This is a genomic window from Ferrovibrio sp. GW821-FHT12D07, from assembly GCF_058807275.1.
Genome location: NZ_JBXAQN010000001.1, coordinates 1,466,613 through 1,485,498, shown reverse-complemented (window position 1 = coordinate 1,485,498; position 18,886 = coordinate 1,466,613). Strand labels below are relative to the sequence as shown.

The 18,886-nt window shown below is 62.4% G+C and carries 24 protein-coding genes; 9 read left to right on the top strand and 15 right to left on the bottom strand.

Annotated elements, in window-relative coordinates:
• Nucleotides 1–15 precede the first annotated feature (15 nt).
• Complete coding sequence (locus AC1RRE_RS07415; RefSeq protein WP_492980478.1) at nt 16–216, top strand: hypothetical protein; 201 nt, start codon at nt 16–18, stop codon at nt 214–216.
• Between the two features lie 301 nt (nt 217–517).
• Entirely contained in the window at nt 518–1,327 is an 810-nt protein-coding gene (locus AC1RRE_RS07410; protein ID WP_492980477.1) for a hypothetical protein, read from the top strand.
• Between the two features lie 20 nt (nt 1,328–1,347).
• Here AC1RRE_RS07410 and AC1RRE_RS07405 read toward each other — a convergent pair whose 3' ends face one another.
• Nucleotides 1,348–1,575 (bottom strand): DUF6471 domain-containing protein, encoded by a 228-nt coding sequence (locus tag AC1RRE_RS07405; protein WP_492980476.1) that lies wholly within the window; start codon nt 1,573–1,575, stop codon nt 1,348–1,350.
• A 117-nt stretch (nt 1,576–1,692) separates the two neighbouring features.
• Between AC1RRE_RS07405 and AC1RRE_RS07400 the strand changes: the two genes are divergently transcribed.
• Nucleotides 1,693–2,661, top strand: a complete 969-nt coding sequence (locus AC1RRE_RS07400; RefSeq protein ID WP_492980475.1) for an IS1595 family transposase — start codon at nt 1,693–1,695, stop codon at nt 2,659–2,661.
• Between the two features lie 276 nt (nt 2,662–2,937).
• Nucleotides 2,938–3,105: a hypothetical protein gene (locus AC1RRE_RS07395; RefSeq protein WP_492980474.1), complete on the top strand. Its 168-nt coding sequence runs from the start codon at nt 2,938–2,940 to the stop codon at nt 3,103–3,105.
• 147 nt (nt 3,106–3,252) lie between these two features.
• Here the strand turns inward: AC1RRE_RS07395 and AC1RRE_RS07390 are convergent, their stop codons facing one another.
• The 4 genes from AC1RRE_RS07390 to AC1RRE_RS07375 all read right to left on the bottom strand — a co-directional run bounded on the left by AC1RRE_RS07390 (nt 3,253) and on the right by AC1RRE_RS07375 (nt 6,000).
• Nucleotides 3,253–3,864: a hypothetical protein gene (locus AC1RRE_RS07390; RefSeq protein WP_492980473.1), complete on the bottom strand. Its 612-nt coding sequence runs from the start codon at nt 3,862–3,864 to the stop codon at nt 3,253–3,255.
• A 41-nt stretch (nt 3,865–3,905) separates the two neighbouring features.
• Entirely contained in the window at nt 3,906–4,103 is a 198-nt protein-coding gene (locus tag AC1RRE_RS07385; RefSeq protein WP_492980472.1) for a hypothetical protein, read from the bottom strand.
• Between the two features lie 560 nt (nt 4,104–4,663).
• The gene (locus tag AC1RRE_RS07380; protein WP_492980471.1) at nt 4,664–5,032 is read right to left on the bottom strand and encodes a hypothetical protein; all 369 of its coding nucleotides are present in this window, start codon (nt 5,030–5,032) and stop codon (nt 4,664–4,666) included.
• A gap of 200 nt (nt 5,033–5,232) precedes the next feature.
• Complete coding sequence (locus tag AC1RRE_RS07375) at nt 5,233–6,000, bottom strand: GGDEF domain-containing protein (protein ID WP_492980470.1); 768 nt, start codon at nt 5,998–6,000, stop codon at nt 5,233–5,235.
• A gap of 288 nt (nt 6,001–6,288) precedes the next feature.
• Between AC1RRE_RS07375 and purE the strand changes: the two genes are divergently transcribed.
• From purE to AC1RRE_RS07360, 3 genes are all read left to right on the top strand, one after another.
• Nucleotides 6,289–6,768 (top strand): 5-(carboxyamino)imidazole ribonucleotide mutase, encoded by a 480-nt coding sequence (purE, locus tag AC1RRE_RS07370; protein WP_492981336.1) that lies wholly within the window; start codon nt 6,289–6,291, stop codon nt 6,766–6,768.
• Nucleotides 6,765–7,850 carry a 5-(carboxyamino)imidazole ribonucleotide synthase gene (locus AC1RRE_RS07365; protein ID WP_492980469.1) on the top strand — a complete coding sequence of 362 codons (1,086 nt, stop codon included), beginning with the start codon at nt 6,765–6,767 and terminating at the stop codon, nt 7,848–7,850. The genes purE and AC1RRE_RS07365 overlap by 4 nt, the downstream gene beginning before the upstream one ends.
• Before the next feature lie 147 nt (nt 7,851–7,997).
• On the top strand, nt 7,998–8,405 hold the full coding sequence (locus tag AC1RRE_RS07360; RefSeq protein WP_492980468.1) for a hypothetical protein: 408 nt from the start codon (nt 7,998–8,000) through the stop codon (nt 8,403–8,405).
• A 19-nt stretch (nt 8,406–8,424) separates the two neighbouring features.
• Here the strand turns inward: AC1RRE_RS07360 and AC1RRE_RS07355 are convergent, their stop codons facing one another.
• The gene (locus tag AC1RRE_RS07355) at nt 8,425–9,063 is read right to left on the bottom strand and encodes a COQ9 family protein (RefSeq protein ID WP_492980467.1); all 639 of its coding nucleotides are present in this window, start codon (nt 9,061–9,063) and stop codon (nt 8,425–8,427) included.
• The gene (gene def, locus AC1RRE_RS07350) at nt 9,060–9,593 is read right to left on the bottom strand and encodes a peptide deformylase (protein WP_492980466.1); all 534 of its coding nucleotides are present in this window, start codon (nt 9,591–9,593) and stop codon (nt 9,060–9,062) included. Before def ends, AC1RRE_RS07355 begins: the two co-directional genes overlap by 4 nt.
• A 203-nt stretch (nt 9,594–9,796) precedes the next feature.
• Between def and rpsU the strand changes: the two genes are divergently transcribed.
• A complete protein-coding gene (gene rpsU / locus AC1RRE_RS07345) occupies nt 9,797–10,003 on the top strand; it encodes a 30S ribosomal protein S21 (protein ID WP_492971429.1) in 207 nt (68 codons plus the stop codon).
• A gap of 120 nt (nt 10,004–10,123) precedes the next feature.
• Nucleotides 10,124–11,761 carry a sensor histidine kinase gene (locus AC1RRE_RS07340; protein WP_492980465.1) on the top strand — a complete coding sequence of 546 codons (1,638 nt, stop codon included), beginning with the start codon at nt 10,124–10,126 and terminating at the stop codon, nt 11,759–11,761.
• Nucleotides 11,762–11,768: 7 nt separating this feature from the next.
• On the opposite strand, the gene AC1RRE_RS07335 is transcribed toward AC1RRE_RS07340, so the two are convergent.
• From AC1RRE_RS07335 to AC1RRE_RS07300, 8 genes are all read right to left on the bottom strand, one after another.
• Nucleotides 11,769–12,980, bottom strand: a complete 1,212-nt coding sequence (locus tag AC1RRE_RS07335; protein WP_492980464.1) for a cytochrome-c peroxidase — start codon at nt 12,978–12,980, stop codon at nt 11,769–11,771.
• The gene (locus AC1RRE_RS07330; RefSeq protein ID WP_492980463.1) at nt 12,977–13,390 is read right to left on the bottom strand and encodes a hypothetical protein; all 414 of its coding nucleotides are present in this window, start codon (nt 13,388–13,390) and stop codon (nt 12,977–12,979) included. Before AC1RRE_RS07330 ends, AC1RRE_RS07335 begins: the two co-directional genes overlap by 4 nt.
• 2 nt (nt 13,391–13,392) lie before the next feature.
• Nucleotides 13,393–14,229 carry an amidohydrolase family protein gene (locus AC1RRE_RS07325; protein ID WP_492980462.1) on the bottom strand — a complete coding sequence of 279 codons (837 nt, stop codon included), beginning with the start codon at nt 14,227–14,229 and terminating at the stop codon, nt 13,393–13,395.
• Between the two features lie 121 nt (nt 14,230–14,350).
• Nucleotides 14,351–15,460: a 5-methyltetrahydropteroyltriglutamate--homocysteine S-methyltransferase gene (locus tag AC1RRE_RS07320; protein WP_492980461.1), complete on the bottom strand. Its 1,110-nt coding sequence runs from the start codon at nt 15,458–15,460 to the stop codon at nt 14,351–14,353.
• A 32-nt stretch (nt 15,461–15,492) separates the two neighbouring features.
• Nucleotides 15,493–16,206: an ABC transporter ATP-binding protein gene (locus AC1RRE_RS07315; protein ID WP_492980460.1), complete on the bottom strand. Its 714-nt coding sequence runs from the start codon at nt 16,204–16,206 to the stop codon at nt 15,493–15,495.
• The gene (locus tag AC1RRE_RS07310; protein WP_492980459.1) at nt 16,199–16,954 is read right to left on the bottom strand and encodes an ABC transporter ATP-binding protein; all 756 of its coding nucleotides are present in this window, start codon (nt 16,952–16,954) and stop codon (nt 16,199–16,201) included. The genes AC1RRE_RS07315 and AC1RRE_RS07310 overlap by 8 nt, the downstream gene beginning before the upstream one ends.
• The gene (locus tag AC1RRE_RS07305; RefSeq protein WP_492980458.1) at nt 16,951–17,997 is read right to left on the bottom strand and encodes a branched-chain amino acid ABC transporter permease; all 1,047 of its coding nucleotides are present in this window, start codon (nt 17,995–17,997) and stop codon (nt 16,951–16,953) included. Before AC1RRE_RS07305 ends, AC1RRE_RS07310 begins: the two co-directional genes overlap by 4 nt.
• Nucleotides 17,987–18,847: a branched-chain amino acid ABC transporter permease gene (locus AC1RRE_RS07300; RefSeq protein WP_492980457.1), complete on the bottom strand. Its 861-nt coding sequence runs from the start codon at nt 18,845–18,847 to the stop codon at nt 17,987–17,989. Before AC1RRE_RS07300 ends, AC1RRE_RS07305 begins: the two co-directional genes overlap by 11 nt.
• Nucleotides 18,848–18,886: the final 39 nt, after the last annotated feature.

Sequence of the window (18,886 nt, the reverse complement as noted above, 5' to 3'; positions counted from 1 at the left end):
AACAAGGAGACGACCATGACCATCCCCGGCGCCGCCTTCTTCCTCGTCCTGGCTATCCTGCAGTTCTTCATTATCGCTGACGGCCTGGTGTCCTGGTTCCATATCGACTGGGTCATTGCCGCCAATTTCGCCGCCATGCTGAGTGGCGTGCCGTTATTCGCCGCTTTCAATCTGATGCGCCGCCACCCTGCCCCCGCCCGTCGCCGGCGCATCTGATATTTCCAGCTGAAGCCTATTTCAAACTGAAGCTTTTCAAACTGAGTGATACCTAGCAGCGTCGACCGGCCCGGAGCCCACCCTCCGGGCCGGTTTTTTTATGCGCTCCCATTCGTGCACCGATGGATTACCGACGCGCCGATCCCATATCGGAGACACGCTGTTGCCCATCGTGAATCTTCTGTGCGCTTCTACCCCGATCGAACGGGACAGAACTGGCTCTCAATGGGACGCAATTGGCCCTGAATGGGACTCAATTGCGGCATTAGGTAGCAAGCGCACCTAGTGCCCAGGAGGCTCCATGAAGTGGCTAGTCGGCGTATTCCTGGTCGGGGTGGGCATCTTTCACAACGCTCCACACGCCATCAGTATAGAATCTATAAAATCTGGTGCGGCGCATAATGCCGATGTCATCCTCATAGAGAATGTAGCCAGTCAGGATTCCAGTGTTGAAGCCCTGCATGTTCCAAACCTCAGCCCCGCTATTAGCGGCAATTGGTCCAACCATCTGGCCCGGTTTGATGATGTTCGGAATTTTGCAAATCTGATTACCAGTGACTTTGACGGGATTCACCGATGGGATCTCGCACTTCAACATTACAAGGCTACCAACAATCTTAGCGTCGGACGCCCCTATATTCGCAATTTGAAATTCAACACTAAATGGCTGCCCACTGCCGGGCGCTTTGACTTTTATGTGCCGAATAATCAGCTTCGGCCGGAACTGCAGGATCAGGTTTTTATTAGCGATTTCAGTCGCGATAACAGCCGCTTTTGCAGTCTTCCTAGTTTCATGAAGCGTAATACCCAGAAAAACGAGACCAAGGAATCCGATGACGAACTGCGCAATCGTGAGCAGCATTATGCCAAACGCATAATCCGCCATCGCAATCTGAGCTTTGAGATCCTCGTCCTCGCGATCTTCTTTCCGCTCATCGGCGGATTTATCGCAATAGGTGCAGGTTATTGGGGCATACCAAGCATCAACGCTACGTCGAAACTCGGAAAGAAAATCCTTTATTGCGCCTTCGTGACGATAGGTTTTTTGACTGCCTACGGCTTGTGGTTGTGGCCGTTTTGGTTCTGGCGTTTGAGCATGAACTGGCCCTAACAGCAGAAAGAAGGATGCAATCAAGCATCCTCCAACCGCAGCGATGTGCAGCCAATTGCGACCAGACATTGGATTAAGAAGACCCCCGTGAACCCGCCTCGGCTGATCTTGTTCTTAATGTTGGCCTCTGTCTCGGGGATTCCCATGGCGGTCAGCTTCTCGGCCAGGTCCCGATAGCCGACATTCCGGCGCTTCAGTTCGCCCTTCAGCAGCCCCTTAACCCGTTCTGCCCATTCAGCTTCTGGCATTTTAAGTCTCCAAATATGATATTTAAGTATCATATTCGATTACCTTGGTATTGACAACTGATTACCCATTTCGTATCTATATTCGGTGTCATAAGCATCGAATATGGATACCTTTCAATGACCCAGCACTTCCTTCTCTCGAAAGCCGCCCGCACCCTGAGCCTGGCTCAGGTCATGCGCCTGTCGGACGAGGAGGCCTATGCCACCTTCAAGGCGATCCGCTGGGCCGAGAACCAGGGCGCGCCCGTTTGCCCGCGCTGTGGCTGCGTCACGATCTATGCCTACCGCGCCCGCCGCATCTTCAAGTGCAAGGGCTGTGACGCCCAGTTCTCGGTCACCACGGGCACGATCTTCGCCAGCCGCAAGCTGCCGATCCGCGACCTGCTGGCCGCGATTGCCATCTTCGTGAACGGCGCCAAGGGCATGTCGGCGCTGCAGATGAGCCGCGACCTGAACGTGCAGTACAAGACCGCCTTCGTGCTGACCCACAAGCTGCGCGAGGCGATGGCGGCTGATGTGAAAAACCGCACGGTTGGAGGCGATGTCGAGATCGATGGCGCTTACTTCGGCGGCTACGTGAAGCCCGAGAACCGCAAGGAAAACCGCTTGGATCGCCGGTATTCAGAGAACCGCAGCGGCAAGCGCCGTGTCGTTGTGGTCATGCGCGAGCGCGATGGCCGCACGGTGCCGGCCGTGTTCAAGGCCGAAGCCGATGCGCTCGACATGATCAAGGCACGCGTGGAAGCTGGCAGCACGGTCTATGCCGACGAGGCTCCGTGCTGGGATGGCCTGCATGCGAAGTTTGACACCAAACGCATCAACCACAGCGTCGCCTTCCGCGACGAAGACGCCTGCACCAATCAGGCGGAGAGTTATTTCAGCCGTCTGCGACGCGCCGAGATAGGCACCCACCACTGCATCAGCGGCAAGTATCTGGTGGCCTATGCGGTCGAGATGGCATGGCGCGAGGATCACCGCCGGGTCAGCAATGGTGCGCTGTACCAGCTTGCCGCCAAGGCTGCGCTGGACCATCCGGTGAGCCGCCAGTGGAAGGGCTACTGGCAGCGCGCTCGAGTCGCTGCTTAAGGGCAGAAAAGGCCAGTAAATACGCCCATCCAAACTTCGTCGGCCCAAAAGGCTGGCGATCATCAAGCGACTGAAATAACCTCCGGAACGGCGCGGCACCTTTGCCCGCCGGGGCTTGATAACCCCTCGGTTAGCGGTGTTGTGCGCCGCAATAGCACTCCTCGACATCCGGTCGGGGAGGCGTAGGTGTATGTCCAAGGCGAAAGCCCAAAGACCTGCGCGGCCTTCTAACCGAGGCTTATCAACTCCCCGATCATGAGAGCGGGGGCGCGATCCATGGATTCGCTGGAAAAGACGGCGTTGGAATTGGCGGAGGCGACGGACCGCCTCATCGCCGAGATCAAATATCAGATCGGGCCGCTGGTCTTTAATATGCGAAAGCCGATCCAGGCGGCGGAAAAGGCCGCAGCCGATCTGCGCCGTAGCCTGGGCAAGCCGCTTTAGATCAGCCAGCGCCTCGCCGGCCAGCATCTTGGTCAGGGGAATGCAGGCGCCAGCAATGAGCTTCAGCAGCATCATGCAGACAGTATGGATTGATGTTGTAGAAGGGGCTTGCGCGTCGACGCGTAGCTGGTATCACGCGATACCAGATTAGGCAGCCTGCTTAGGTTCAGCGGTAAGCTGTTCAATGATCGGTCGATAGCGCGGCGAAAAAAGAATGCGTTGGACCCACACCTCGGGCATGCGCAGCTCCGTCGCAATCCCGTGATCCGTAAGATGGTCCTTATGATCGCCCTGCAGTTCACGGCGTGCCAAAAATTCAACCCGCTTCGATTCTGGGCACATCAAGGCCGCCGCCATCCACATAGCGAGATATTCAGAGTCCAACTCCGGTGAGCGAACCGGGGCCGTGGTCTGTTCAAACGCTTGGAAAATGGCTTCCAATTGGGCGCCAGTGCCGACTGACTGCATCGGATCGTCGAAGATGTGCATCATCTCCTTGATCTCGACGAACCGCTTCCAGCAGTAATTGTTATCGCGACCCACCACGATTACGTTGCGACCACCGACCTGTTGAACCACAGGGTGATTGTTGTTCCTGGCCGAGAGGTAAAAACCCCTGCACAGGTTCAAATCCAAACCGCTTTCAATGGAACGGAACGGTGAATCGGGCGCGATTTCGCGAATACAGGCCCGCAAGACCTTCCGGCTGATCTTCGGGGTAAGCGTCTGACAGTGGTGATATAGATACCGGAAACTCATCAGACTGCTTCCCCGCAGCTCTTATCGACTGAATAGAAAGATCAGTCTTCCTCGTCGATATACTGGAAGTCGCCACCCGCAATGCGCGCGAGAGATTTGTTAATCTCTTCGGCCATTTGTTCAGATGTTACTTCCCGGCTGCTGCCTGGGAACAGCTTGAAATTAGACGCAGCGAGACCATCCTCATCGAAGAGGACGGCCTTGGCCTGCTCCAGTTCGCTCTTGGTCTGCGTTGTCATTGTAGTCTCCATAGTCCTGACATTGGGACACGGCCAATCAGCCTCCTCCTGAATCTTCATCCAGAATATGGCTGCTTTTAGTCGTCCCCTTCACGGCATCGCTGCCGCATGGGGATAATTGGTGTGTAACCGGCGCCCCGTCAACAGTCATTTTCGTGACCATACAGGGCTAAACCCTTAAGAACCCATGAAAAAATGGGGTTTTGAAGCAATAAGGTATTACCTTTTTTGCAACGAAAATAACGCTTTACATGCTGATTCAGCCGAGATAGGCGACCAGCTTTCTAGGGGTAATTGTATGCGGAAATAAATGCGCATAGCAGGCATTCCGTGGGCTGATGGTATCCCGTTTTCGGGAATATTTTCCACAGGTGGCCAGCGCGCTGGCCACGGGGCGCATTTCGGAGCCTCTAAACGGGGTCGATTCTGGCCTGTTTTAGATACCTGAACAGGTGGGTTTGGCGCACGCCGTGCGCGGCGGCGTGGTCGGTGGTCAAAGCATTGGGCGGAACCGCAACCTAAAGCGCCACTCCCCATATCGCGTACTGTCCCAAGCCCGACTAGATCACTCCCCGCTTGCGGCAGCCATACAGGCAACTGCCCACCCGCCGAACCGTCGCGCGCACTAGACGCCGGTCCTCGGTGTCGATGCCTCGGGCCGTCATCAGCCGCAGGGCCAACTCCCGGGTGCTGGCCCCAGGCGTCTCCCGGAGGTAGCCGAGCAGTTCACGGGCTAGCTGCCCCCGGCCGGCTTTCTGGTACAGCGGCAGCGGCGATAGGGTAACGCGATCCAGATCGGCCTCCGGATCCACGACCCGTAGCGCCGCCTCTATGGCCCGCAGGTCGCCCATGAGCCGTTTCAGGTAGTCTTCCGTCCGCAGGACCAGGCTGCTGATTTCGGCGTATTTGGCCCGCAGGCCGGTGATCATGTGGCTGTCCGTCATGGCGGGCAGGATAGCCCCGGATGGCCGGAAATCAGCCCAGGCGCCAAGGTGTGTTTGCTACCGAATGCCGCTCAATTGGCTCCGAACAGGCTCCAACTGGCCTCGAACAGGCTCGCATTGGCCTGCAACAGGCCGCAATCGGCCCTGCACGGTCCATACAGATCAGTGGTTTGGTGGAAAAACCCTCAGGCGCGCGCGGTACGGCGCGCCAGTTTGTGGCTGTACATCATCTGGTCGGCGGCAGCCAAGGCTGCGCCCGGATCTTCGCCGGGCTTCAGCGGATAGACGCCATAAGCGGCATCCAGCGGCAGGGTCTTGCCCTCCCAGTGCAGCGGCCGGCGGCGGATCGCCTCCGCCAGCTGGTCGGCTTTTTCGCGCCCCTGCTGCGCGTCGGTCTCGCTCAGGATGACGCCGTATTCGTCACCGCCCAGCCGCGCGATGATGTCGACCTCGCGGGTGTTGTCGATCAGGATCTGGCCGACCTGGATCAGGGCGGCGTCGCCGGCGGAATGGCCGTGCTTGTCGTTGATCTCCTTCAGGCCGTTGAGATCGAAGTAGATCAGGCAGGAGGGACGATTATAGCGTTCGACATGCGCCATGGAGCGCGACAGCTCGCGTACGAAGGCGCGGCGGTTGTACAGCGGTGTCAGGGTGTCGCGGTCGGCCAGGCGCTCCAGTTCGGCCAGCCGGCTGCGCGTGCGGTTGAGTTCGGTGCGCAGCTGGTCGACCTCGCCCATCAACCGCATGATCGCATCGCGCACGCGCGGCGTCAGCTCGACCTCGGGGATGCCCATCACGGTGGCGGTGGCGCCGGTCTCGGAAACCGGCCGTGCGCTGACAGTGACCGGGCCGCCCTGCGGCGCCACGGGACGCACGCCGCCAGCCGACGTTCCCACCTGGGTCGTCGCGACGGGGCGCAGTCCTACCGGTCGGCTGTCCTCGATCTTCGCCATGCCTGCCTTTTCCGCCGCCCATCCGGACGGCAGCCTGCGTTATTACTGCCGCAGGCAGCGTTAACAAACCATGGATCGGGGCGGCTTGCCACCGCGGCTGTTTTCCGCCGGAAAGCCCCCGGCAAGGACCGCTTTACAGTCCAACCCCGCTCCCTATAATCCGCCGCTTTCCGCGACAGGAGTAAAACGATGGCGCCGCGCCAGGGTTCGCCTGCCACCCGCAAGTCAGCCGGGAAGGCCAGCAAGACGACCGCCGGAAAGGCTAACCGCCCGCTGGTCGGCATCATCATGGGCAGCCAATCCGACTGGGCCACCATGGAGCATGCCGCCGAGGTGCTGGCCGCGCTGGGCGTTCCCGCCGAGCATCGCATCGTTTCGGCCCACCGCACCCCGCAGCGCCTGTATGACTATGCGCATGCGGCAGCCGGTCGTGGCATCCAGGTGATCATCGCTGGTGCCGGCGGCGCCGCCCATCTGCCGGGCATGGCGGCCGCCATGACGCATCTGCCGGTGCTGGGCGTGCCGGTGGAAAGCAAGGCGCTCAAAGGCCTCGACTCGCTGCTGTCGATCCAGCAGATGCCCGGCGGCATTCCGGTCGGCGCGCTGGCCGTCGGCAAGGCCGGTGCGATCAACGCGGGGCTTCTCGCTGCCGCGATCCTGGCGCTGAACGATGCCGCGCTATCCAAGCGCCTTCAGGCCTGGCGCGCCAAGCAGACCAAGGCGATCAAGGTGGCGCCGGTCGCCGAGACAAAGAAGAAGACAAAGTGACCGCACTCGCGCCTGGTAGCGTCATCGGCATTCTGGGCGGCGGCCAGCTCGGCCGCATGCTCGCCATGGCCGCCGCGCGCATGGGCTATCACTGCCATATCTACGCGCCGGAGAACGATCCGCCGGCTGCCGAGGTCGCGGCGAAAATCACGCGCGCCGATTACACTGACGATGCCGCGATGGCCGCATTCGCCAGGGCCTGCGCGGTCGTGACTTATGAATTCGAGAATATCCCGCTCGATCCGGTGGCGAAGATCGCCAAGCTGGTGCCGGTGCGTCCGGGCACCGAGGCGCTGCGCATCACGCAGGACCGCATCTTCGAGAAGGAATTCTGCAACAGCCGCGGCATTGCCACCGCGCCCTGGCGCAAGGTGACCTCGGTCGCCGAGCTGAAGGCTGCTATTGCAGCGCTCGGCCTGCCGCTGGTGCTGAAGACCTGCCGCATGGGCTATGACGGCAAGGGCCAGGTGAAGATCGCCAAAGCCGAGGAAGCCGAAGCCGCTTTCGCCGCGCTGAAGTCGGATCACCTGATCGCCGAGGGCTTTGTCTCCTTCAGGCGCGAACTCTCTGTGGTGCTGGCGCGCGGCATCGACGGCACGGTCGTCTCCTGGGGCCCGGTGGAGAATATCCATCGCAACCACATCCTGTGGCGCACCTATGCGCCGGCGACCATCACGCCCGATCTGGCGGCCGAGGCCGAACGCATCGCCGCCAGCCTGGCCGAGGGCCTGGGCTATGTCGGCGTCATGGCGGTCGAGCTGTTCGACTGCGGCGATCGCATCCTGGTCAACGAGATGGCGCCGCGCGTCCACAATTCCGGACACTGGACCATGGATGCCGCCACCACCTCGCAGTTCGAGCAGCATATCCGGGCCATCTGCGGCCTGGCCCTGGGCTCGGGCGAGCGGCTCTGCGACGCCGTCATGGAGAACCTGATCGGCGACGAGATCGAGGCCTGGCCCCGCCTGCTGGCCGAGCCGGAAACCAAGCTGCATCTCTACGGCAAGGCCGAAGCGCGGCCGGGCCGGAAGATGGGCCATGTGAACCGGCTCTACCCCAAGGGGCGCGCCCCACAACCTTAAGTCTCGGTAATGTCCGCCCATTCCCCTTGGCGGGGGGACCCAGCTGAGCTATAGTAAGGTTAACGTTTTTAACCAAACCCGCCGAGAACGGCGGTCTTCCCGGTCCGGTGCCAGAAGGCGTAGCATGGACTGGCGGAGTGAACGATCATGGCGATCGACAGCGTAGGTTCGTCCCCGGCCATTGCGGCGCAATTCGCTCCGCGGCCGCAGCAGAATACCCTGAGCAGCGGCACGGATAACCGCGCCGTCCAGAATTCCCAGGAAGAGAGCAGCAGCCGCGTTGCGCCGCCGCCCGCCGAAAACACCGCCGGCAGCAGTGTCGTCGTGACCGCGCAGCCGCAGGTCAATCCGGGCATTCAGCAGCTCAAGCCCGGCGCGAACGACGATCAGAGCGATATTTCGAACGCCCCATCGCCGGCCCGCGAGCGCAATGAAGCCAGCGCACCGAACCCGCAGAGCAACACCGGTTCGGCCCTGAACTACAGCGCCTCTGGCGCGGCAAACGGCCCGAACAGCATTGGCCCGGCCGGCCGCAATCTCAGCCTGTCGGTCTGAACCGGCGTCTGTCTGAAAGCTATACCCGCCGCGGATGGCGGAATGGATTGGGCAAGCGGTCGAACAGCTTGCCCAATTTGCTTTTGGCCTGCTGAATCTTCATGACATCGCCCAGACGCCGGTCGAGGAATGCGGCCGTGGCCGCAAAGCCTTCCGACTTGTCATCCAGCCAGTACAGCAGCGTGGCGGCATAGACGCCGCCCAGCAGCATGCGCTTGGTATAGAAGTTGAAGTCGGTCGCGGTGTCGCCGGCGGCATACCAGATCGCATCCACCGTGCGATAAAGCTGGCCCAGCGCCTTCGGTCCCTGCTGCGGCAGGGCTTCCAGTGTCAGGGCGCGCCGCACCGCCTCACGATGAGCCGCCACCAGCTCCAACCGCACCAGCACCGCCGTCTTCACCCGGTCACGAATCTTCATTGCCGGCAGGTCGCGGCTTTCCAGCGCACGCAGCATGGCGCGATCGGTCTCGGCCACCCAGAAATCCAGCGCATCGGTCGCGCCGCCCGGGAAAGCACGCACGACCAGGGCCGAATCCTTGCCGCTGTCCTGGGCTGCCTGGGCCAGCGCCTTGGCCGACCAGCCATCGAAAGGCACATGGGGCAGCAGCGCCTCCAGCAGGGCGCGCTTGTCGTCGAGCAGATGATCCGTGTCGCTCATTCTTCCTGCTCCTCTGGTCGCAGACTGGCCCGGTGCCGCAGTTCGCTCTCGAAAACCAGATCCTTCAGATCGGTCATGCGTTGCGGATACAGGATGCCGTCCAGATGGTCCAGTTCATGCTGCACCACCCGGGCATGCCAGCCGCTAACCTCCCGGGTCAGCGTCTGCCCGTCGGGCAGGGTACCCTCATACCGGATACGGGTATAACGCGGCACCAGCCCGCGCAGCCCCGGCACCGAGAGGCAGCCCTCCCAGGCCATATCCTGCTCCTCGTCCAGCGGCTCCCAGTGCGGATTGACCAGGGTGACCAGCTCGCGCTTCCCGTCGCCCTCGTCAGGGGTAAGGAATACGGCTACCCGCAGCGGCACATGCACCTGCGGGGCCGCCAGTCCCTGCCCCGGCGCATCGATCATGGTATCGACCATGTCTTCGATCAGTTGCCGGATTTCCGGGGCAGTCGGGTCGGGAACCGAGTCGGCGGGGCGCGCCAGAACCGGATGTCCCATCTTCGCGATCTTCAGAATAGCCATGCCCGAAGCCTAAGCCAGCCGGAGGGGCTGGCCAAGCCGCCAGATCACCTTTTCCGGTCAATAACTTACTGGAAGCCCTGAATCCCCATTCCCAACCCACAAAGCCGCTTCACAAAGCCCTGGCACCGTGTTAGAACCCGCCACCTGCCGGGGCCCCGCCCCGCAACCGCATTTCTATTGCCAACCCGAAGGATGGGACCGACGTGCAAGTTCTGGTTCGCGACAACAATGTCGATCAGGCCCTCAAGGCGCTGAAGAAGAAGATGCAGCGTGAAGGCATTTTCCGCGAGATGAAGCTGCGCGGTCACTACGAGAAGCCCTCCGAGCGCCGCGCCCGTGAAAAGGCCGAGGCGATCCGTCGCGCTCGCAAGCTGGCCCGCAAGCGCGCCCAGCGTGAAGGTTCGGTCTAAAGACCCGCGCGCACGATAAAGTTATGAACGAAGCCGCCTGTCAGGGCGGCTTTTTTCATGGCAGTTTCCTGCGACGAATTCGCCTAGACTAAGACAGCGATAACAACGGAGCCCGGCGGCGTGTCCCAGAATGTGCTGCTCCTGCAGGGTCTGAATCAGCTCGACCAAGGCATCAGCATCTTCGATCGGGCGCTGAAAGTCGTCGCCTGTAATCGCCGCTATCTCGAAATCCTCGATCTGCCCGATCATCTGGGCGTGCCCGGCACATCGCTGGAGGCCCAGTTCCGCTACAACGCGGAGCGCGGCGAATATGGCCCCGGCAATGTCGATGAGCAGGTGCGCGAGCGCATGGCCATGGTCGGCCAGTTCCAGCCGCATCATTTCGAACGCGTCAGACCCGACGGCATCGTGCTGGAGATTCGCGGCGCGCCCCTGCCCGATGGCGGCTGGCTCAGCATCCATACCGACATCACCGCCCGCAAGAAGACCCAGCAGTTCCTCGCGACATCCACACGCGTGACCGGTGGCTATACCGGGGACCAGCTTCTGGATGTCGTGGTGGCCAATATCAGCCACGGCATCACGCTGTTCGACATGGACCTGCGGCTGCTGGTCTGCAACAGCCTCTTCCTGAAGATGTTTGATCTGCCGCCCGAACTGGGCGAGCCGGGGACGTCCTTTGAAGCCTATATGCGCCGCAATGCCGAGCGCGGCGAATACGGCGGTGGCGATATCGAGGAGATTGTGCGGCAGCGCGTGGAGCGCGCCCGCCAGATGAACGCGCATCGCTTCCAGCGTACCCGTCCCAATGGCCGGGTCATCGAAGTGATCGGCACGCCGATCCCCGGCATCGGCTTCGTCACCAGCTATTCCGACGTCACTGAGCCGCGCCGCGTACAGGACCAGCTGCGCGAACTGGCCGATACGCTGGAGGCCCGCGTCGATGAACGTACGGTGGCGTTGACGCGCTATATCGCCGAACGCGAGGCGACCGAGCGCGAACTGCTGCAGGCCAAGGAAATGGCCGAGGTGGCCAATCGCGCCAAGAGCGCCTTCCTGGCCAATATGAGCCATGAATTCCGGACGCCACTGAATGCCATCATCGGCTTCTCCGAATCCCTGCTGGCCGGCTATTTCGGCGAGATGACGCCCAAGCAGCGCGAATATGTCGACGACATCCACAAATCCGGCGGCCATCTGCTGCAGCTCATCAACGACGTGCTCGACCTGGCCAAGGTGGAAGCCGGCCGCATGGAACCACATATCGAGCCACTGAACATCCTGCATGTGGTGACCGACAGCCTGGAGATGATGCGACTGCAGGCCGAGCGCGCCGGCGTCGAGGTCAGCGCCGACATGCCCGACGGCCTGCCGCCCCTGCATGCCGACGAGCGCATGGTGCGCCAGATGCTGCTGAACCTGTTGAGCAACTCGATCAAGTTCACGCCCGAAAGCGGCAAGGCCTGGGTGTCGGTACAGCTGAAAGACCAGTATTTACAAATCGCCATTCACGATACCGGCGTCGGCATGGCACCGCAGGATATCCCGAAAGCGCTGGCGCCCTTCGGTCAGGTGCGCGGCGTGCTGACGCGCGAGCATCAAGGCACCGGCCTTGGCCTGCCGTTGGTGAAATCGCTGGCTGAACTGCATGGCGGCTATCTGGAGCTGCAATCCGAACCGGGTCGCGGCACGGTCGCCACCATCAGCCTGCCGCTGCGCCGCCCCGAGCCGGCAAAACCAGAACCGAAGATTCTCTGATCCACCGTTACGGGCAGACGGCGCGCGCCTCGCGCTGCAGGACGTCGTAACGCGCTGCCGTGTCGTCGGGGACCGAGAGCGACAGCAGGAAAGCCAGCAGGTCTCCGGCCTCGCCCGCACTCAACCGCAAAGGCTTCAGGATCGCTTCGCCATCGGCATGCAGGCGATCTTCGTCCAGCTCGGAATAATGCTCGATCACATCGCGCAGTCCGGCCTTGCTGCCGTTATGCATGTAGGGCGCGGTGACAGCGAGGCTGCGCAGGCCCGGCACCTTGAATTCGCCCCAGTTGCGATGGAACTGCGCCAGATGCCGCACCGGCACGACGGCCTGACCATCCGGATCGTCGTTATACGGCCCCAGCAGGTTGAAGCGATTGTCCTTCAGCCGGGCGATGCCCTGATGGCGGCCGGGATCGACACGCCGCGCCCCTGAACCGTTCTGGCCGCTACCGACAAAGAACGGCAGGCCGGCATCGTGGAATTCGCCATTGGTGAAATTCGGGCCGACATGGCAGGTGGCGCATTGCCCACGACCGGTGAACAGCGCCAGACCGCGCTGCGCCGCTGCGGGATACTGCGCCATTGCCGCCGTATCGTTAGCTGCCAGTGCATCGCGAAATGCATCGAAGGGCGTGCGCGGCGAGATCAGCGTTTCCTGGAATGCCGCCATGGCCTTGGCCGCCACGACGAACAGCGCTTCGTCATTCAGCGCGGCCGCATCGGACTGCACGGTTCGCGCCAGGCAGGCCAGCGGTTTGTCCTCGCGCAGCAGCCGCGCCGTGGCTGCAGTCGATCCGCCCATTTCCTCGGGCGCCAGGATGGGACGGATGGCGGCGGCCCAGAGACTGTCGCTCGCCCCGTCCCAGCCATGCCAACGCTGCAACCGTGCGTTCAGCAGGCCGGGCGCGTTGCGGTCCAGCGGCTGCAGGCCCAGACTCTGTGGCCGTCCATCGCCCCAGCCCTTGTCGGGCTGATGACAGGTCTGGCAGGCGATATCGCCACGCGCAGACAGGCGCGGCTCGGCAAACAGCACAGCACCGAATCGGATGGCCGCGGCATTCCCGGACAGGCGATTGGTGCGATCGGGCTGGGCCGCAGGCGGCCATGGACCATGGCTCTGGATGCGGCGCATCTGTGCGGCATCGAAGGATGGCGCATCCGACGCCATCGCCGTACCGCAGACCAGCAGCAGGAAAACAGCGACCAGCAGCCGGATCATTGTGCGTTGTAGCGGAAGGTCAGCCGTTCCGAGCGATCCGCACCGGCGAATTCAAAGCTGAACTCCCATTCACCCGGCATGTGCAGCAGCAGACCTTCGGCGCGATAGACGCCCCAGTCCCGCTTGGCGATTTTCGCCTGATAGTTCATGCCATGGCGATGCGCCGGCATCTGGGCGTCGACCTGAGTCAGGCGCGGCAGTTCGGCCATGCGGCCATCGCAGATCATGATATCCAGCGCGAATGGCGCATTCAGCGGAATCGGCACCGGATCGGACTGCACGATCAGCTTGAAATGCGGCCCCTCGACGATGCGGGCGCTGACCGGGATGTCGGCGCAGGCCAATGCAGGCGCAGTCGCCGCCGTCAGCAGGATCGCGGCCAGAATGGATGCCGGAGCGACCTGCCGCATGTTCATCGTTCCTGCCGGAATCCGGTGCGGGCGAACAACGCCTCGGCATTGCGATAGGCGATCTTCTCGGCTAGCGGCAGCGGCAGATCGGCAAGCCAGGCGCGCGACCACTTGGCATGCTCCTCGATGTAGTGCCAACGCTCGGGCGTGAAGGTATCGGTGCCGACCATGAAGCGGTCGGGGAAAGCCTCGAAGACGGCGCGCCAGCCGGCATCCACCTTGCCACTGGCAGCATGATCGTTGCGGAAGGCCAGGTCGGCCCAGAGATTGGGATAGCGCTTCAGCAGGTCGCGCACCGTATCGGGCCGGTCGAAGCCGGAATGGGCCCAGAGGACCAGAGCATCGGGGTCCTGCTTGAACAGACGCTCGATAGCATCGACATCGCTATGGGCATGCAGGAACAGCTTGTGCTGCTTGGCCAGTTGCACCATGCGGCGCGGAACCGGCAGGTCGGCATCGGCGCCGTAAAGATGGAATTCGCCGATCCCGACATAACGATACTGTGCCAGGCGGCTTTCCATATGGGTGATAATCGTATCGTCGCGGAACCAGGTGCCGATCTCGCCACGGCTGCGATAGGGCCGCAGTTCAGGCACGATCAGGTCAGGTGCCGCCTTGTAAAGCCGCTGGGTGCCCTCGTCGCTGGAACTGGAGACCAGCACCTTGCGCAGGCCGGCGCGCTTCAGGATGGCAATGGCCTCATCGGTGGGCACCACGGTCCAGGCATCATGGCTGTAATGCACATGGGCATCGATCAGCGGAATCTGGGCTGACTGCGCTTGCGCGGCCGTGCCGAGGCCCAGAAAGATGACAATGGTGAGAAGGCTGTGGCGAATCATGGCGCGGCTCCGGTTGCGGCGGCCAGTTTACGCCAGTTTTACATCCCCGACACCGTCACAAAAACGCCAGCGGCCCCGCAGGTTAATGCGGGGCCGCCTGATTCGCGCCATGGAAGCGGGGTTATTTGCCCCAGATCTCGTCGGCCAGTTCGACGATCATCCGCAGCTTGGCCCACTGCTCATCCTCGGCCAGCACATTGCCCTCTTCCGTGCTGGCGAAACCGCATTGCGGACTGAGACAGAGCTGGTTGAGATCGGCGTATTTGGTCGCCTGCTCCAGACGCTTCCTGATGTTGTCCTTGGTCTCGAGCTGGCCGGTCTTGGAGGTGACCAGGCCAAGGATGACCTGCTTGTTGCCCTTGGGCAGGTAGCGCAGCGGCTCAAAACCGCCCGAGCGCTCGTTGTCATATTCCATGAAGTAGCCATCGACCTTGATCTTGTCGAGCAGCACTTCGGCCACCGGCTCGTAACCACCCTTGGAGATGAAGGTGGAGCGGAAATTGCCGCGGCACAGATGCATGGTGATCTGCATGTCCGACGGGCGGTCGGCAATCGCCGTGTTGATCATCTCGGCATATTTCATCGGTAGCGTGGCCGGATCGTCACCACGCTGGCGCGACAGCTCGATCTGCTCCGGATCGCAGAGATAGGCCAGATTGGTCTCGTCAAGCTGCAGGTAGCGGCAGCCGGCGGCCGCAAAATCCTGCACGGCCTTCTTGTAGGCTTGCCCCAGGTCGCGGAAGAAATCGTTCAGGTCCGGATAGACATCCTCCGGGATGGCATTCCGACCGCTGCGGAAATGCAGCACGCTGGGCGACGGAATGGTCATCTTCGGCGTCGCCTTGGCATGCGCCTTGAGGAATTTGAAGTGATCTACCATCGGATGGCCGGAATAGCCGATTTTGCCAGTGACCTTCACCCCCTCGGCGCGGGTCTGCACGCCGGAGAACTGAATGCCCTGTTCGGCATGGGTGTAATACTCCACACCATCCAGGCCGCCGAGAAAATCAAAGTGCCACCAGCTGCGGCGGAATTCGCCATCGGTGATGCTCTGCAGGCCGACATCCTGCTGCTTCTTGATCACGGCCTCGATGGCCTTGTCCTCGACAGCCTTCAGTTGCTCGGCGCTGATCTTGCCATCCTTACGCTGGGCGCGGGCCTCTTTCAGCTCCTGCGGGCGCAGCAGACTGCCGACATGGTCGGCGCGGAACGGCGGCTTCTGGCGTTGCATCGGTCTCTCCCTCAACTTTTATACGGACAATATTAATGGGTGTTATTGGAAACGGCTAGCCAGCCATCCAGTTTCGACGGGTCGGCGCGCAGGCTGGCGCTATCGGCCGCATGCACGATACGGCCACGCTCCAGCACCACGACCCGGTCAGTGATGGCCAACAGTTTTTTGGCATTCTGTTCGACAATGATGGCGGACTGACCCTCGTCGCGGGTGATGCGGACCAGCGCGGCCAGCAGTTCCTCCACAATGATCGGGGCCAGGCCTTCCAGGGGCTCGTCCAGCAGGATCAGCTTCGGGTTCAGCATCAGGGCGCGTCCGACAGCCAGCATCTGCTGTTCGCCGCCCGAGAGCTGGTTGCCCATGTTGCGGTGGCGCTCGGCCAGGCGCGGAAACATCTCGAAGACCCGGTCCATGCCCCAGGGGCCAGGGCGCGCCACGGCGGTGAGGTTTTCCTCCACTGTGAGCGAGCGGAAGAGATTGCGCTCCTGCGGCACCCAGCCGATGCCGGCCGCCGCGCGGCGGTCAGACCGCAGACCGGTGATATCCTGTCCGGCCAGACCGATTCTGCCGCCGCGATACCGGGTGGCGCCCACCAGCGTGTTGATCAGCGTGGTCTTGCCCGCGCCGTTGCGCCCCAGCAGCGCCAGCGACTGTCCGGTCGGCAGGTCGAAACTGACGCCATCCAGCACGATGGCCTCGCCATAACCGGCGCGCAGGTTCTCTACGGTGAGCAGTTCAGACATCGACCAGCTCCTCGCCGAGGTAGACTTTCTTCACGCGCGGATCGCGGGCGATCTCGGCAGCCGGACCTTCCACGAACAACCCGCCATTGACCAGCACCGAGATGGTTTTCGCAAAGCGGAAGACCAGCTGCATGTCATGCTCGATCAGCACCAGGGTCACGCTTTCGGGCAGCGCCGCGATCACATCCAGGATCTGGTGCCGCTCGGTTTCCGGCACACCGGCCGCCGGTTCGTCCAGCAGCAGTACGGCGGGTTTACCGGCCAGCGCCACGGCGATTTCCAACAGGCGCTGCTTGCCATAGGCGATCTCGGCCGTACGGCGGTCACGCACATCGGCCAGACCCAGCTGCAACAGCAGGGCCTCGGCTTCATCGACCAGATCGCGGCGCAGGCCGACCGGACGCCACCAGCCGGTGGCCGCATCCTCGCGCTCGGCAATCGCTAGCACGATGGTCTGCAATGGCGTGAGATCGGCGAACAGCTGGTTGATCTGGAAAGTGCGCGCCAGCCCCAGTTTGACCCGCTTATGCGCCGGCAGGTCCGTGATGTCCTGCCCCTGCAGCAGGATGCGGCCCGCAGTCGGCTGCAGCACACCGGTCAGCAGGTTGACGAAGGTGGTCTTGCCCGCACCGTTCGGCCCGATCAGCGCATGGCGCGCGCCGGCTGGCAGTTTGAACGTTACGTCATTGGTTGCGATGAGCCCGCCGAAGGCCTTGCGCAAGGCTTGGGTCTCGAGAACGACGCTCATTGCGCGCCACCTTTCCCGAGGTGATGCATCAGCCAGTCGCGCACCATCCGGGCAAAACCGGTAATGCCGCCACGGCCGAACAGCACGACGGCGACCAGCACCAGGCCGATCCAGAACTGCCAGTATTGCGGCGTGATGGCGGCGAGCCAGTCATACATGATCTTGAAGGCGACAGCGCCGATGATGGCGCCCCACAGGCTGCCGCTGCCGCCCAGCACCAGAACTAGCAGCACGTCGGCCGAGCGGTGGAAGTCCAGTACGTCGAGCGAGACGAACTGCGTGGTCTGCGCCAACAGTGCGCCGGCGATGCCGGCATAGACGGCGGCAATGGTGTAGATGGTCACCAGCCGCCGGTTGGCCGGTACGCCCATGGCGCCGGTGCGCAGCGTGTTGCCCTTGATGGCCCGCAACAACAGGCCGAAGGGTGCATTGACCAGCCGGCGCGCGACATAGAACAGCACGAACAGCACGGCAAGGCTGTAGCCGTAGGCGACCTTGCCGAAGATGTCGAATTCAAACAGGCCCAGCACCGGCCCCATCACGACGCCGGTGAGGCCATCGGCGCCACCGGTGATGGTGCCGTATTTGTTGGCCAGTTCGCGCAGGATCAGCGCTACGCCGAGCGTCACCATCAGACGGGTCAGATCGCTGCCGCGCAACACCAGGAAGCTGGTGACGAAGCCGAGCAGACCGGCAACAAGGCCGGAGATCAGCAGGCCGCCGAGTGGGTCCTGGAAGCCATGCTTGGCCAGCAAGCCAGCCGTGTATGCGCCAAGGCCAAAGAAGGCGGCATGGCCGAGCGAGACGATGCCGGCATAGCCGAGGATGAGGTCGAGCGAAACGGCGAACAGCGCCAGGATGGCAATTTCGTTGAGCAGCAGGACTTTCGTGGGCGCCAGCCACAGCAGGGCCAGAGCGAACAGCCAGAAAGCAATCTCCAGCGGACGCCAGCGCGCCGGCGCCAGCAGCGAGCCGCTGGCCGTCGAGGTATCGGGCCGGAAGTAGGACAGCAGGGCGGACATCGGGCGGGGCTCAGCGGACATGGGCGCGGCCGAACAGGCCCTGGGGCCGCACGATGAGCACCAGCACCATGATCGTGTAGATGATGAAGCTGCCGACCGTGGGCACGTAATACTTTCCCGCCACATCGGCAATGCCGAGCAGGACCGAAGCGAGGAACGGTCCGGTCAGCGTCGTGGTGCCGCCGACGCTGATCACCACCAGGAAATAGATCATGAACTTGACCGGGAAGCCGGGATCCATACCGAGGATTTCAGCGCCCAGCACCCCGCCCAGGCCGGCAAGCCCCGACCCGAAAGCAAATGTGAGCGTGAAGATCAGGCTGACATTGATGCCCAGTCCCTGCGCGACGCGAGCATCGTCCACGGCGGCGCGCAACTGACTACCGAAACGGGTCTTGCTCAAGGTCAACTGCAGCGCCACGGCCAAGACCAGGCAGATGCCGATGACGAACAACCGGTAGACGCCGACGCTGATACCCAACACTTCGATGCGGCCACGCAGCATCGGCGGCAGGCTGATCAGCTGCTGCTGTGCGCCCATGAAGAAATCGACAGCCGAAATCGCCATGAACACCAGGCCGATGGAGAACAGCACCTGGTCGAGATGGCTCTTGGTATAGAGCCGGACATACAGCGTACGCTCGAGCAGGGCGCCGAGCGCCGCCGAAAACAGGAAACCGGCCGGAATGCAGAGGAAGAAGGACACGCCGTAGCGGTTCATCAGTACGACGGTGAGATAGCCGCCAGCCATGGCAAAGGCGCCATGGGCGAGATTGATGAAATTCATCAGGCCGAGCGTGACCGACAGGCCGCAGGCCAGGACAAACAGCACCATGCCATAGGCGAAGCCGTCGAACAGGATAGTCAGCACAGAACTCTCTTTCGTGAAACGGCCGGCGGTGATGAGCCG